The sequence below is a fragment of the Pseudoalteromonas sp. KAN5 genome (assembly GCF_022846535.1).
Lineage (GTDB): Bacteria > Pseudomonadota > Gammaproteobacteria > Enterobacterales > Alteromonadaceae > Pseudoalteromonas > Pseudoalteromonas haloplanktis.
Genome location: NZ_AP025589.1, coordinates 3,205,295 through 3,223,265, shown reverse-complemented (window position 1 = coordinate 3,223,265; position 17,971 = coordinate 3,205,295). Strand labels below are relative to the sequence as shown.

At 45.0% G+C, this 17,971-nt stretch carries 1 protein-coding gene (only partly in view); it reads right to left on the bottom strand.

Features of this window, described 5'->3' with window-relative positions; all coding sequences use genetic code 11:
- Positions 1-17,971, bottom strand: partial view of an Ig-like domain-containing protein gene (locus tag KAN5_RS14400; RefSeq protein ID WP_244389978.1) — the 5' portion only. The gene continues 7,061 nt to the left of window position 1, outside the view; only the first 17,971 of its 25,032 coding nucleotides appear in the window; its start codon is at positions 17,969-17,971; its stop codon lies off the left edge, out of view.

Genomic DNA, 17,971 nt, shown 5'->3' with positions numbered 1-17,971 from the left:
GGGCTTCAATCATTACCGCTGTTTTTAGCGTATTGGTAATCGGTTGGTCGAATGATAAAAATTGCGTTACTTTTACAGCATTTGGAATTAATGCGATTGTCATTGCAATACTATTATTACCATCTTCGCGTATCACGTTAAGTGATTGGCCATCAGCTGAGACCTCAACTCGAACAGTATTACCGCCTTCATATGTTAACTCACTCAATGCTTCCTGGATTGCAGCAAAGCTAAGCTCGGCGTTATCTATATTTAGTGCACTGGTATCCGTTGTTGAATCGGTGACATCCAGGAAGTATTCGTATAACTCCTGTGTCTGAATAGCATCTAATGTAGGCATGTCATCGGTGGCTGTGTTGCCTGCAAGATCGGTCACTGTAGCTGTTAGTTCCCAAGCACTTGCTTGATTTAGTGTTGTAACATTGATGTTATTGACAACCCAATTTCCCGTATTTGTTACACTGCCGGTGAAATAAAGTGTTTGCCCACCATCATAAATTGCAATGGTTACAAGCTGACCAATTTCTGCGTCTGTTGTGCCGGACATTGATGTTAGTTCACCGGCTCTGAATGCTTCTAAATCAAAGCCTGTGCCGGTATCTATATCAATGCTAACTGTGGTATCAATAATTGCATCATCGCTATTACTAACATCATTGCCTGCTAAGTCTGTTGCAGCTGCTGTAACACTGATATTCCCATCAGACCAACCTGATAAGTCGACGCTGGTGGTGTAGCTTAAGTCATTTTGAACTTGGGCTGACACGGTTAAGGTTTCACCGTTAGCCCCAGTTAAGCTCAAGGTAACGAGTTGACCTACTTCAATATTGCTAACATTACCGCGTAAAACTAACTGGCCTAATTCATTAGCTATCAGGTAGTTGTCTTCACCTGATACAATTTCAACCGTAATATCTGCAAGCGTATCTTTACCAGAGGTTGTGCTTGCTGCCGCAGAGTTTCCTGCGGCATCAGTTACAGTTGCACTATAACTTAATTCACCATCAACTAGGCCTGTTAGGTCTTGCGTTATTTCCCAAAGACCCGCAGTAACAGTGGTTGTGAAAGTAAGCTCTTTACCGTTTTCATCAGTAATAGTAATGGTAACTAAGCGTCCGTCTTCGACATTATTAACAGTACCAAAAATACGAGTTGCGGGTGCTTCGGCGGCGTTAATTACATTATCTGTAAAGTCTTCATTGGTATCGACCGCAATAGTAATGCTTGCCTGAGTGTCTTTTATAATCGTGGTGGTATCGGTGGCATTGTTACCAGCAATATCTTGTGCAGTTGCTGTTATGTCTATATTACCTTCAGCAAAGTCTGAAAAATCAACATTTTCAACTGCCCAATAGCCATCGACTACTGTGGTTGTAAAGGTTTGCACAGTGTTGCCATCAGTAACGGTAACAGTGACCATTTGGCCATTTTGAATCCCCAGTACAGCTCCACCTAAATCGACACTATTTTGCTCGTTTGCATTTATTACGCCGTCTAAATCAAGCGTGGTTGCAGCTATGATTGCAAGGGTATCTTTATTAAATAAAAGTGTATTTGAGGCTGGATTTTCGGCTTGATCTGCAACGTCAGCTTGTACTTGAATTTTACCGTCAACTAAATTACTTAAATCAACGTTATCAATCCGCCAAGCTCCAGCAGTTACAGTGGTGGTAGCCGTTGCTGTGTTACCGTTTCGATCAACAAAATATAGAGTCACTGTTTGACCATCTTCGATATCAGTCACGGTGCCAGAGAAGCTATTATTGCTGGTGACTTCATTTTCATTGATCACTTGATCTGCAAGATCTGTATCACTTAGCTCGATTGTGATCCTTGCTGCTACGTCTTTTTGTGCAGTATCTGTAGCTTGATTGCTGTTTCCTGCGCGGTTTTCGACACTTGCAGTTGCAGTAATATCACCATCTATGAGGAATCGAGAGTCAAAGTTTTCAATGAGCCATTCACCGTTCTCAACGACAGCTGTTAATTCAATTGCTGTGCCTTGAGAATCAGTCACGACGACAGTAACTATCTGACCATTTTCAGCATCAGTGGTGCCGCTAATGCGAACCCTTGGTGCTTCGGCGGCATTGATAGTGTCATCTTGCACGGTATCTATTTCCACCGTTATTGCTGGTGGTAGAGTGTCTTTCGTTATTGTGTTGGTGGCAATCGCAGGGTTACCAAAGCTGTCAATACTGGTTGCAGTAAAGGTTAAGTCGCCATCTAATAAACTTGATAAATCGCCATCTTCAATGATGAAGAAGCCATTTTGTACTATCGCACTAAAGATCAAACGGTTACCGGCTTCATCACGGACAATAATTTCAACCGGTTGGCCGTCTTCAATGTCATTGGCAACCCCACCAAACGTAGCTGGGTTAACTTCATCAACATTTAAAATACCGTCGCCATTGGTTTGTATTTGCATCGAAATAGTGGATAACGTGTCTTTAAATGTTTGCGTGTCAGCATCAGCAGGATTACCTGCTGCATCGCTGCCGCTGACAGTAAAGCTCAGCTCACCTTCAGCAAAGGTTGATAAATCTAATTCACCTAAGCTCCACGTGCCATTAGTAATCGTGGTGGTGTATTGCTGATTAACGCCATTTACATCGGTGATGAAGATGGTCACTGTTTGACCATCTTCAATATTAGTGGCTGTACCATTGACCAGCACCGCAGTGACTTCGCGGGCATTGATTGAGTTATCGCCGCCATCATCGACACTGATAGTGAGGCTTGCTTGGGTATCTTTTACCACCGTTGTGGTGTTTGTTGCTGGGTTGCCAGCCACATCGGTGCTGGTTGCGGTAACGGTTAATTCACCTTGAGCAAACACAGTTAAATCAAGATTAGCCAATGCCCAGGCACCATTGACAACGGTGGTGGTAAATTCAAGGCTGCGGTTTTGGCTATCAGTGACGGTGATAGTCACGGTTTGGCCTTCTTCAATACCGCTTACAGCGCCCGATAAATCCACGGCACTTTGCTCAGCGTTATTAATCACTTGGTCGGTATCAATCACGTTTACGGTGATTGTGGCGACGGTGTCTTTATTAACAGAGAGTGTTGCCGAGGCTGGGTTTTCTGCAACATCGTTAATTGACGCGGTTGCGGTGATTTGACCATCAGTAAGGCCGGTTAAATCAACATTATCAATAGCCCATAAGCCACTGGTGACGGTGGTGGTTACTTGGGTTGTGTTGCCATTCGTATCAGTGAAGGTGAGGGTGACGAGTTGGCCATCTTCCACATTACTCACGGTGCCCGAGAAGCTATTGGTTGTGCTGTCAGCGGTATTAATGATTTGGTCAACGTCATTAAATGTCACGTTAATATCTGCGACGACGTCTTTTTGTACGACTTCTTGGCTTGAGCCTGAATTACCTGCTTGGTTCGTTACGGTGGCTGTGCCGGTGATATCGCCGTCTTTTAAGATACGGGTATCAATATCACTAATCATCCACACGCCGCCATTAACGACGGCGGTTCGGGTGATGGTATTAACACCATCAGTCAGCGTTACTGTGACGGTTTGACCATCTTCAACATTACTCACCGTGCCGGTGATATCAACCACCGGCGCTTCTACAGCATTAATAATATTGTCTTGGATTGTGTCGATATCAATGGTGATATCAACAGGGGCTGTATTTTTTATAACGTTAGTGGTGGCTGTTGCAGGGTTGCCGTTTCTATCCAGCCCTTCAGCGGTAAACGTCAGCTCGCCATCGGTAAGTGAGCTTAAATCTTCATTTTCAATGAGGTAATAGCCGTTACGCACAGTCGTGGTAAAGCTCAGCGTTGCATTTGCACTGTCAGTTATTGTAACGGTTACTACTTGGCCGTCTTCAATATCCGTGGCGGCACCACCAAAGGTGGTGGTGAGTACTTCATCGCTATTTAGAATGCCGTCGCCATTGGTGCCCACTTGAATAGAGATAGTCGATAAAGTGTCTTTGAAGACTGTGGTATCAGCGCTTGCAGGGTTACCTGCTACATCGGTTACACTGGCACTGAAGGTCAATACACCTTCAGCAAAGCCAGATAGATCCGTGTTAGTTAACGCCCATGCACCGGCTGATACGCTGGCATAATATTCCTGTGTTTTACCCGCAGAGTCAGTGACGAGCACAGTGACTGTTTGGCCGTCATCCACGTTAAGCGCAGTACCAGAGATGGCTACATCGGCGACCTCTACAGCATTGAGTGAATTATCACCGCCATCAGCTACATTAATGGTGAGACTTGCGAGGGTATCTTTAACTACCGTCACACTGGTTGTTGCGACATTGCCTGCGATATCGGTGCTGGTTACAGTAACGACTAAATCGCCTTCCGCCAGATCGTTGATATCAACATCGCTCAAAGACCATTTACCATCAACAATTGTTAGCGAGTCATTGGTGCGAGTTGTGCCACGGCTATCTGTAACAGAAATGATGACTGTTTGGCCATCTTCAATACCAGACACGGTACCAGACACACTCACTGCACTTTGCTCTGCAGCATTAATAATTTGGTCAACGTCTTCAACGGTGATAGAAATTGTTGCTGTGGTGTCTTTAGTGAATGTAATACTGTTGTTTGCTGGGTTCTCAGCCGCGTCAGAGACCGCTACGCTTGCCGTGATCTCACCATCAGCAAGAGCTGCTAAATTAACATCACCAAGTGTCCATGTACCATTCACCACTATGGTCGTTGCTGTCACTGTTTGACCGTTTTTATCGGTTAAAGTGAGCGTAACGGTTTGCCCGTCTTCAACATTGCTAACAACGCCTGAGAAGTTGTTTTGTTTAGTCTCAATTTGGTTGATTACTTGGTCGGCGTCGTTAAGTTGTACTGTGATGTTCGCCACCACATCTTTGCCAACAATCTCTTGTGCTGAGCCTGAGTTACCCACACTATTGGTGACAGTCGCTGTGCCGGTGATGGTGCCATCTAATAATGTTGATGTATCCACATTATCTAAACGCCAAGTATTGTTAGCTACAGTGGTGGTAAAGCGCAATGTAGTGCCATTGGCATCGGTTAAAATGACCGTCACAACGGCACCGTCTTGCACATTCACTGTGGTGCCGGTGATATCAATCAGTGGCGATTCAACATCGTTAATAACATTATCTTGAAGAGTGTCGATATCAATAGTGATTTCAACCGGTGCAGTGTTTTTCACGACTGTGGTGGTTGCGGTCGCTGGGTTGCCGTTAATATCAGTCGTATTGGCGGTAAAAGTGAGATCGCCATCCGCAAGTCCGGATAAATCCCCATCTTCAATAATAAAGTAGCCATTACGCACCACGGTATTAAAGGTCAGCGTTGTGCCTTGGCTATCGGTTACCGTGACTTCAACGGCTTGACCAGTTTCAATATCATTTGCAACCCCACCAAAGGTGGCTGGATTGACTTCTAATTCATTGAGAATGTCATCACCATTCGTCTGTACTTGCATTGAAATGGTGGATAAGGTGTCTTTAAATACTTGATCTGTGTTAGTGGCGGTATTCCCTGCAATATCCGTTGTGGCGACCGTGAAATCAAGCGCCCCTTCAGCAAAACCACTCATATCAACGCCGTCAATTGCCCAGCGTTCATTCATGACTGTGGTGGTGAGGATTTGGGTTTTACCATCGCTATCAGTAATGGTGACCGTTACCGTTTGGCCATTTTCGATATAAAGTGCATCGCCTGCTAAATCGACACTGCCGACTTCTGCCCCATTGAGTAAGTTATCACTGCCGCTGTCAACATCAATAGTAACAATGGCTTGGGTGTCTTTAGTTGCGCTTGTGCTGGCATCCGCTTGATTGCCATAGCTGTCTTGCGCGCTGGCTGTTACGGTAAACTCACCCTCAGCAAAGCTGCTCAAATCGATGTTTGACAGGGCCCAGTTGCCATCAATAACGGTGGTGGTAAATTGCAGCTCTCGCCCTGTATTATCACTGAGGGTGATAGTCACGGTTTGACCATTTTCAATGCCCGTCACAGAGCCTGATAGTGCCACACTTGTTTGCTCAGCAGTGTTGATCAATTGATCAACATCGTTCACGCTGACAGTGATATCGGCCGTGGTGTCTTTTAAGAAGGTAATGGTACTGCTGGCAGGGTTTTCAGGTTGATCGCTTACACGCGCTTGGGCGGTAATAACCCCATCCACTAAGTTAGATAAATCAACGTTTTCAACAGTCCATGCACCTGCGACAACGGTTGTCGTTGCACTGGTGCTATTGCCATTTTTATCAAGGAACAGCAGGGTGATTGTTTGACCATCTTCCACATCGGTGACGGTACCAGAGAAGTTATTGGTCGTTACCTCGTTTTCATTAATGACGAGATCGGCATCATTGAGTTGGAGGGTAATTTCAGCCAACACATCTTTTAGTACAGTGTCAGTGGCGTCGCCTGAATTACCCGCACGGTTTTCTACGCTTGCAACGGCGGTGATATCACCATCAACTAAGAAACGGGTGTCGATGTTTTCAAGCATCCACTTGCCGTTGATTACGGTGGTGGTGAGGGTGATTGAATTACCGGCGGTGTCGGTTAATAACACCGTCACGACTTGGCCGTTTTCAGCGTCGGTGGTGCCACTAATACGCACGGTGGGTGCTTCAGCGGCATTGATGGTGTCATCTTGTACGGTGTCAATATCAACGGTTATTTCCACTGCAGCGGTGTCTTTCGTTACTGTGTTGGTGGCAATCGCAGGGTTACCAAAGCTGTCGATACTGGTTGCAGTGAAGGTTAGGTCGCCATCCAGTAAACTCGATAAATCGCCATCTTCAATAATAAAGAAACCATTTTGCACTGTGGTATTAAAAATTAAACGGTTACCGGCTTCATCACGGACAATAATTTCAACCGGTTGGCCGTCTTCAATGTCATTGGCAACCCCACCAAACGTAGCTGGGTTAACTTCATCAACATTTAAAATACCGTCGCCATTGGTTTGTATTTGCATCGAAATAGTGGATAACGTGTCTTTAAATGTTTGCGTGTCAGCATCAGCAGGATTACCTGCTGCATCGCTGCCGCTGACAGTAAAGCTCAGCTCACCTTCAGCAAAGGTTGATAAATCTAATTCACCTAAGCTCCACGTGCCATTAGTAATCGTGGTGGTGTATTGCTGATTAACGCCATTTACATCGGTGATGAAGATGGTCACTGTTTGACCATCTTCAATATTAGTGGCTGTACCATTGACCAGCACCGCAGTGACTTCGCGGGCATTGATTGAGTTATCGCCGCCATCATCGACACTGATAGTGAGGCTTGCTTGGGTATCTTTTACCACCGTTGTGGTGTTTGTTGCTGGGTTGCCAGCCACATCGGTGCTGGTTGCGGTAACGGTTAATTCACCTTGAGCAAACACAGTTAAATCAAGATTAGCCAATGCCCAGGCACCATTGACAACGGTGGTGGTAAATTCAAGGCTGCGGTTTTGGCTATCAGTGACGGTGATAGTCACGGTTTGGCCTTCTTCAATACCGCTTACAGCGCCCGATAAATCCACGGCACTTTGCTCAGCGTTATTAATCACTTGGTCGGTATCAATCACGTTTACGGTGATTGTGGCGACGGTGTCTTTATTAACAGAGAGTGTTGCCGAGGCTGGGTTTTCTGCAACATCGTTAATTGACGCGGTTGCGGTGATTTGACCATCAGTAAGGCCGGTTAAATCAACATTATCAATAGCCCATAGGCCACTGGTGACGGTGGTGGTTACTTGTTTGGTGTTGCCATTCGTATCAGTGAAGGTGAGGGTAACGAGTTGGCCATCTTCCACATTACTCACGGTGCCAGAGAAGCTATTGGTTGTGCTATCGGCGGTATTAATGATTTGGTCAACGTCATTAAATGTCACGTTAATATCTGCGACGACGTCTTTTTGTACGACTTCTTGGCTTGAGCCTGAATTACCTGCTTGGTTCGTTACGGTGGCTGTGCCGGTGATATCGCCGTCTTTTAAGATACGGGTATCAATATCACTAATCATCCACACGCCGCCATTAACGACAGCAGCACGAGTGATGGTGTTTACGCCATCAGTCAGCGTCACTGTGACAGTTTGACCATCTTCAACATTACTCACCGTACCGGTGATATCAACCACCGGCGCTTCTACAGCATTAATAATATTGTCTTGGAGGGTGTCTATATCAATGGTGATATCAATAGGGGCTGTATTTTTGATAACGGTATTTGAAGCCGTTGCTACATTTCCATTACTATCAATACTGGTTGCTGTAAACGTTAAGGTACCATCGGCAAGGCCACTTAAGTCACCATCTTCAATTATAAAAAAGCCATTTTTTACAGTGGTATTAAATGTCAGAGTTTGACCATTTGCATCAACCACTTTGATGACGACGGGTTGACCTGTTTCTATATCATTAGCCGCACCACCAAATACTGCTGGGTCTACTTCTGTGCTATTGAGGATCTCGTCGCCATTATGCTTAATTTGTACAGAGATCACAGATACTGTGTCTTTAAATACTTGTGTATTTGCTGTTGCTGAGTTTCCTGCTATATCATTGCCTGCTACATCAAACTCTAGTGGGCCTTCAGCAAAGTCAGATAAATCAAGTTCGCCTAACGACCAAAGCCCGTTAGTGACAGTTGTTTGGTATGTTTGTTGTATGTTGGCGCTGTCAGTGATGGTTATTGTTAAACGTTGACCCTCTTCAATACCGGTAGCTGAGCCACTGATCAAAACGTTACTTATTTCACGGGCGTTGAGAAGATCATCAGTACCAGAAGCAACATCTATAGTTAGCGCGGCTTGGGTATCTTTAACCACAGTTACCGTGCTTGTTGCCACATTGCCAGCACTATCAGTGCTGGTAACGGTGACGACTAAATCGCCTTCGGCGAGATCGTTGATATCTACGTCACTAAGCGACCATTTTCCATCAACTAAGGTAACTGAGTCGTTAGTGCGTGTAGTGCCGCGGCTATCGGTGACAGAAATAATGACTGTTTGGCCATCTTCTATGCCCGTTGCCACACCTGATACGCTCACCGCACTTTGTTCTGCAGCATTGATAATTTGGTCGGCGTCTTCAACAGTAATAGATATCGTCGCTGTGGTGTCTTTGGTAAAGGTGATGCTGTTATTGGCTGGATTTTCAGCCACGTCAGAAACTGCCACGCTTGCCGTGATCTCACCATCAGCAAGGGATGATAAGTCCACATCTCCCAACGTCCATAGACCGTTAACAATCAAGGTTGTTGCTTTAACGGTTGCACCATTTTTATCAGTCAATGTGAGGGTGACTGTTCGGCCGTCTTCGACATCGGTGACGCTGCCAGAGAAGTTATTGAGCTTAGCCTCAGTTTGATTAATTACTTGGTCGGCGTCGTTAAGTTGTACTGTGATGTTCGCCACCACATCTTTGCCAACAATCTCTTGTGCTGAGCCTGAGTTACCCACACTATTGGTGACAGTCGCTGTGCCGGTGATGGTGCCATCTAATAATGTTGATGTATCCACATTATCTAAACGCCAAGTATTGTTAGCTACTGTGGTGGTAAAGCGCAATGTAGTGCCATTGGCATCGGTTAAAATAACCGTCACAACCGCACCGTCTTGCACATTCACTGTGGTGCCGGTGATATCAACCAGTGGCGATTCCGCATCATTAATGACATCGTCCTGAAGAGTGTCGATATCAATAGTGATTTCAACCGGTGCAGTGTTTTTCACGACTGTGGTGGTTGCGGTCGCTGGGTTGCCGTTAATATCAGTCGTATTGGCGGTAAAAGTGAGATCGCCATCCGCAAGTCCGGATAAATCCCCATCTTCAATAATAAAGTAGCCATTACGCACCAGAGTATTAAAGGTCAGCGTTGTGCCTTGGCTATCGGTTACCGTGACTTCAACTGCTTGACCAGTTTCAATATCATTTGCAACCCCACCAAAGGTGGCTGGATTGACTTCTAATTCATTGAGAATGTCATCACCATTCATCTGTACTTGCATTGAAATGGTGGATAAGGTGTCTTTAAATACTTGATCTGTGTTAGTGGCGGTATTCCCTGCAATATCCGTTGTGGCGACCGTGAAATCAAGCGCCCCTTCAGCAAAACCACTCATATCAACGCCGTCAATTGCCCAGCGTTCATTCATGACTGTGGTGGTGAGGATTTGGGTTTTACCATCGCTATCAGTAATGGTGACCGTTACCGTTTGGCCATTTTCGATATAAAGTGCATCGCCTGCTAAATCGACACTGCCGACTTCTGCCCCATTGAGTAAGTTATCACTGCCGCTGTCAACATCAATAGTAACAATGGCTTGGGTGTCTTTAGTTGCGCTTGTGCTGGCATCCGCTTGATTGCCATAGCTGTCTTGCGCGCTGGCTGTTACGGTAAACTCACCCTCAGCAAAGCTGCTCAAATCGATGTTTGACAGGGCCCAGTTGCCATCAATAACGGTGGTGGTAAATTGCAGCTCTCGCCCTGTATTATCACTGAGGGTGATAGTCACGGTTTGACCATTTTCAATGCCCGTCACAGAGCCTGATAGTGCCACACTTGTTTGCTCAGCAGTGTTGATCAATTGATCAACATCGTTCACGCTGACAGTAATATCGGCCGTGGTGTCTTTTAAGAAGGTAATGGTACTGCTGGCAGGGTTTTCAGGTTGATCGCTTACACGCGCTTGGGCGGTAATAACCCCATCCACTAAGTTAGATAAATCAACGTTTTCAACAGTCCATGCACCTGCGACAACGGTTGTCGTTGCACTGGTGCTATTGCCATTTTTATCAAGGAACAGCAGGGTGATTGTTTGACCATCTTCCACATCGGTGACGGTACCAGAGAAGTTATTGGTCGTTACCTCGTTTTCGTTAATGACTTGGTCAGCATCATTGAGTTGTAGGGTAATGTCAGCCAACACATCTTTTAGTACAGTGTCAGTGGCGTCGCCTGAATTACCCGCGCGGTTTTCTACGCTTGCAACGGCGGTGATATCACCATCAACTAAGAAACGGGTGTCGATGTTTTCAAGCATCCACTTGCCGTTGATTACGGTGGTGGTGAGGGTGATTGAATTACCGGCGGTGTCGGTTAATAACACCGTCACGACTTGGCCGTTTTCAGCGTCGGTGGTGCCACTAATACGCACAGTGGGTGCTTCTTCTGCATTGATAGTGTCATCTTGGACTGTGTCTATCTCAACCGTGATTTCAACCGCAGCGGTGTCTTTTGTTACCGTGTTGGTGGCAACAGCAGGGTTACCAAAGCTGTCGATACTGGTCGCAGTGAAGGTTAGGTCGCCATCCAGTAGGCTGGATAAATCCCCATCTTCAATAATAAAGAAACCATTTTGCACTGTGGTATTAAAAATTAAACGGTTACCGGCTTCATCACGGACAATAATTTCCACTGGTTGGCCGTCTTCAATGTCATTGGCCACCCCACCAAAGGTCGCTGGGTTAACCTCAAGGCTATTTAAAATGCCGTCGCCATTGGTTTGTATCTGCATTGAAATGGCTGAAATGGTGTCTTTAAATGTTTGCGTGTCTGCTGCCGCGGCATTGCCTGCTGCATCAGTGCCACTGACGCTAAAACTTAATTCGCCTTCTGCAAAGCTTGTGAGGTCAAGCTCCCCTAAACTCCATGCGCCATTGGCGACAGTGGTGGTGTATTGTTGTGTGACGCCATCCACATCGCTAATAAGGATGGTTACGCGTTGGCCGTCTTCAATGTTGCTGGCTGTACCATTGACCAGCACCGCAGTGACTTCGCGGGCATTGATTGAGTTATCGCCGCCATCATCGACACTGATAGTGAGGCTTGCTTGGGTATCTTTTACCACGGTGGTGGTATTGGTTGCCGTATTGCCTGCGACATCGGTGCTGGTTGCGGTAACGGTTAATTCACCTTGAGCAAACACAGTTAAATCAAGATTAGCCAATGCCCAGGCACTATTGACAACGGTGGTGGTAAATTCAAGGCTGCGGTTTTGGCTATCAGTGACGGTGATAGTCACGGTTTGGCCTTCTTCAATACCGCTTACAGCGCCCGATAAATCCACGGCACTTTGCTCAGCATTATTAATCACTTGGTCGCTATCAATCACGTTTACGGTGATTGTGGCGACGGTGTCTTTAGTAAAGCCGATGCTATCAGTCGCGGGGTTTTCAGCGACATCGTTGACCGACACAGTGGCGCTAATTTGACCATCAGCAAGGCCGGTTAAATCAACATTATCAATAGCCCATAGGCCACTGGTGACGGTGGTGGTTACTTGTTTGGTGTTGCCATTCGTATCAGTGAAGGTGAGGGTAACGAGTTGGCCATCTTCCACATTACTCACGGTGCCAGAGAAGCTATTGGTTGTGCTATCGGCGGTATTAATGATTTGGTCAACGTCATTAAATGTCACGTTAATATCTGCGACGACGTCTTTTTGTACGACTTCTTGGCTTGAGCCTGAATTACCTGCTTGGTTCGTTACGGTGGCTGTGCCGGTGATATCGCCGTCTTTTAAGATACGGGTATCAATATCACTAATCATCCACACGCCGCCATTAACGACGGCGGTTCGGGTGATGGTATTAACACCATCAGTCAGCGTTACTGTGACGGTTTGACCATCTTCAACATTACTCACCGTGCCGGTGATATCAACCACCGGCGCTTCTACAGCATTAATAATATTGTCTTGGATTGTGTCGATATCAATGGTGATATCAACAGGGGCTGTATTTTTTATAACGTTAGTGGTGGCTGTTGCAGGGTTGCCGTTTCTATCCAGCCCTTCAGCGGTAAACGTCAGCTCGCCATCGGTAAGTGAGCTTAAATCTTCATTTTCAATGAGGTAATAGCCGTTACGCACAGTCGTGGTAAAGCTCAGCGTTGCATTTGCACTGTCAGTTACTGTAACGGTTACTACTTGGCCGTCTTCAATATCCGTGGCTGCACCACCAAAGGTGGTGGTGAGTACTTCATCGCTATTTAGAATGCCGTCGCCATTGGTGCCCACTTGAATAGAGATAGTCGATAAAGTGTCTTTGAAGACTGTGGTATCAGCGCTTGCAGGGTTACCTGCTACATCGGTTACACTGGCACTGAAGGTCAATACACCTTCAGCAAAACCAGATAGATCAGTGTTAGTTAACGCCCATGCACCGGCTGATACGCTGGCATAATATTCCTGTGTTTTACCTGCAGAGTCAGTGACGAGCACAGTGACTGTTTGGCCGTCATCCACGTTAAGCGCAGTACCAGAGATGGCTACATCGGCGACCTCTACAGCATTGAGTGAATTATCACCGCCATCAGCTACATTAATGGTGAGACTTGCGAGGGTATCTTTAACTACCGTCACACTGGTTGTTGCGACATTGCCTGCGATATCGGTGCTGGTTACAGTAACGACTAAATCGCCTTCCGCCAGATCGTTGATATCAACATCGCTCAGAGACCATTTACCATCAACAATCGTTAGTGAATCATTGGTGCGAGTTGTGCCACGGCTATCTGTAACAGAAATGATGACTGTTTGGCCATCTTCAATACCAGACACGGTACCAGACACACTCACTGCACTTTGCTCTGCGGCATTAATAATTTGGTCAACGTCTTCAACGGTGATAGAAATTGTTGCTGTGGTGTCTTTAGTGAATGTAATACTGTTGTTTGCTGGGTTCTCAGCCGCATCGGCGACTGCAACCGTTGCGGTGATCTCCCCGTCAGCCAGAGTGGATAAATTAACATCCCCGAGCGTCCATGTACCATTGACGACTAAGGTGGTGGCGGTTACGGTGAGGCCGTTTTTATCGGTCAGTGTAAGCGTGACGGTTTGCCCGTCTTCAACATTGCTAACAACGCCTGAGAAGTTGTTTTGTTTAGTCTCAATTTGGTTGATTACTTGGTCGGCGTCGTTAAGTTGTACTGTGATGTTCGCCACCACATCTTTGCCAACAATCTCTTGTGCTGAGCCTGAGTTACCCACACTATTGGTGACAGTTGCTGTGCCATTAATGTTGCCATCAATTAAAAACCGGGAATCAATATTATCGAGTCGCCATTGGTTATTAAATACTTGAGTAGTAAAGGTTAAGCTATCTCCATTGATATCTGTTAGCACAACAGTAACGATTGCACCGTCTTCAACATTCACTGTGGTACCAGTAATATCTACAGTTGCTGACTCAGCGTCATTAATGACATTATCTGAACCCGTATCTATATCTATAGTGATGTCAACTGGCGCTGTATTTTTTGTTACTACCGTTGTTGCAGTAGCTGGGTTGCCATTGATGTCTGTGGTAGTGGCTGTGAAGGTAAGTTCACCATCAGCCAATGTTGATAAGTCACCGTCTTCAATAATAAAATAGCCATTACGCACCACGGTATTAAAGGTCAGTATCGTGCCTTGGCTATCGGTTACCGTGATTTCAACGGCTTGACCAGTTTCAATATCATTTGCAACCCCACCAAATATAGCTGGGTTGACTTCTAACTCATTGAGAATGTCATCACCATTAGTTTGGATCTGCATCGAAATGGTGGATAAGGTATCTTTAAAGACATCAGTTGTATTGCTGGCTGAGTTACCTGCTAGGTCGTTAGCCGTTACGGTAAAGTCTAATTTACCTTCGGCAAAGCTGGTAAAATCAAGATCCGCCAATTGCCACTGTTGATTCATCACGGTTGTGGTGAATTGTTGGCTGATACCCGCTGAATCCGTAACGGTAATAGTGACTAATTGACCATCTTCTATGTGAGTCGCCTCACCATAAAGCGTAACGGCATTGACTTCATTGCTGTTGATTAAGTTATCACCATTTGATTCAACAACAATCGTTACTTCGGCGAGTGTATCTTTAATATGATCTGCGGTTGCTGTTGCAGTATTACAGCTTAAATCTTTAACGGTTGCCGAGAAGATAAGTTGACCTTGCGCTAAAATACTTAAATCGGCATCGGCAACTAGCCACTCTCCAGCCAAAACTGTGGCGCTAAAGGTAACGATTTTACCGTTAATATCTTTTACAGAAACGGTTACTGTTTGGCCATCCTCAACATTAGTAACAGTACCAGAAATGCTCGTTGCTGGGGTTTCTGTACTATTAATTACTTCATCAGTGCCTGTATCTACGTCTATGGTGATTTGCGCGATAGTGTCTTTTACATAACTGATATCGGTTGAAACAATATTGCCACTGAGATCTGTGGTGTAGGCACGAATGTTTAAGTCGCCATCGATTAATCCAGTTAAATCGGCACCTGTATATGCCCAAGCTCCGTTATTACTGGTGGTATCAAAACGCAGGGTATTACCTTCACTATCGGTGATGATCAGCACTACTGGTGCGCCATCTTCAACATTCTCAACAGTACCAAGTAAATCGATTATTTCAACACCATCATGGCATTGCTCAGCAACTTCAACAGTGATGTTTGATTGCGTATCTTTGAACGCTATATCGGTTGCGGTTGCTGAATTTCCTGCTAAGTCACTTACAGTTGCAACGGCATTGATAGGCCCTTCAGCTAAACTGCTGAGGTCTAAATCAGTTAGGGACCAACTGCCATTGATTATCTCTGCTCTAAAGCTTAATTGCTTGTTTTGGCTATCAGTAACAGTTACTAGAACAAATTGACCATCTTCAATAGCGGTCGCTGTTCCTGTAATACTTGTAGCGAGAACTTCTTCTTTATTAAGCAACTCATCACTACCAGAATCAATGTGTATGGTAACACTTGCTTGTGTGTCTTTTGTGGTGGTGGTACTTGCTTGTGCTGTGTTATTACTTAAATCAGTAACGCTGCTAGTAATGATTAATGTGCCATCGGCAAGAGTTGCTAAATCAGCGTTATCGACTTGCCAACTGCCATTGTTTACTTGTGTAGTAAAAGTAAGGCTAATGCCATTGTCGTCGGTTACTGTAACTGTGACCATTTGGCCATCTTCAACATCAGTAACATCACCAAATAATGTTCGGTTAGATGACTCAGCTAAGTTTACGATAGCGTCACCGCCGGTATCAATATTAACTGTAATACTTGCGCTGTTATCAAAGTCAACTTGTTGCTTAGCAGTGGCAGGGTTTCCAGCGTCATCTTGGCTGTTTACAGTGATCGAAAGTGGGCCATCGGCAAGCGTCAGTTCAACGCCTTGTACACTATAGCTGCCATTGATTATAACGGCAGTTAAAACCTGGTTTTGGCCGTTTCTATCAGTGATTGTGAGTGTTACCGCATTACCATCTTCAATATCGATAACAGTGCCGTTAAAATTATACAGTAAGCCGTTGCTTGCGAGTGTAGTTGTGGTATTTACAGTGATTTCAGCGAGTTTATCATGCTCGGCTGTGTCAATTGCAGTAGCTGGGTTACAATTTAAATCTGTGCTATTTGCGGTCGCCGTTATTGTGCCGTTATCTAAACTTGAAATATCAACATTGTTGAGCAGCCATGCTTCATTACTTACTGTCGCGCTAAGCTCTAAGGTATTACCATTAACATCAGTTAAGGTAATAAACACAGTTTGGCCATTTTCTATGCCTACCGCCGTGCCAGATATTGACACATTGTTATCTTCAGCGGCGTTTATAACGCTATCATCGGTATCATTAATATTAATTGTTAATAGAGCTAGAGAGTCATAAATAAAGTCAGTGTTGGCGCTTGCTTGGTTATCTGAGAAGTCACTCACTGTTGCTGTAACAGTGATAGAACCATCAGCTAAGCCACTCATATCGGCATCAATTAATGCATAAGCGCCGTTTTGCACTGTGGTTTGAAAGGTCTTACTTGTGCCATTGCTATCGGTTAAAACGAGAGTGACTATATTACCATCCTCTACATCGTTGACTGTTCCAACAACATCGTAGGTCTCACCTTCTGTGCTGCAATTTTCTAGTACATTAACAGTGATCTCTGCCAAAGTATCTTTAAACACAAAGCGCTCAGCCGTAGCTGGGTTGCCCGCTAAATCGTTACTGGTAACAGTTACTAAATAATTGCCATCAAGAAGCGGGGCTGTGCTGATGTTTTCCAAACTCCATTGCCCATCAATAACGGTTGTTTCTGCGCTGGTAATGAGGGTGCCGTCTGGGAAAAATAGCTGCACAGTAACAGGTTGGCCATCTTGAATATTGGTTACATCACCGGAAAAAGACACAACTAATATATTATCCGCAGTTTTCTCTACTTTTTGGACAGATAAGCTGATCTCAGCAAGGGTATCTTTAACACTCGTATCTTGAGCATTAATATCGGCATTATTGAAGGGGGTGGTAAGCTGGATATCTGCAATAATTTGCCCTTCAGCAAACATACTTAAATCAATATCGTTAATTTGCCATGCTTGGTTTTGTGCAGTAGTCGTTAAAGTGACCGTTTTTCCATTAATATCGGTGAGTGTCACTGTTAAGCTTTGGCCATCATTAGCATACAGGGCTTTACCAAATAAATCTGTGCTAGGAGTTTCAAATTGATTGACCCATTCATCACCACCATCTGCAATGGTAATTGATAATTCAGGTAACAGAATCTCACCGCCATTATCTCCATCATTACCGCCAGTTAAGGGGCTGTTCTCATCATCGGTATTAATCGCGCCAGTTGTATCAAAGCCTGACTCAGGGACAATAGAATCCGCACTTCGCTGAATAAATTGATAAAAGAAGTTATTACCTTGTTGGCCTTCGTTTGCACTTTGTTGATTTGTAGGTTGTTGTTCGGTTGGCGGTTGGTTGTTTTCGTTTATTGTTGTTATAGAAGTAATGACTTGTGAGGGGAGAGTTAACCATTGACCATTTACAAGTACTTGGGGTTGCTCTGCGTTTAAATCTATTTGCTCTGCGGTTAAGGTGATGACTTCAATGTCAGCAAGGGAGCTTGTTACCTCTTGCGCTAGAATCCATTGTCCAGAGTTGGTAATTACCCATGTTTGGCCAGAAATTTGAACGATGGCAGCTATATCTTGTTTTGCTATATCCAT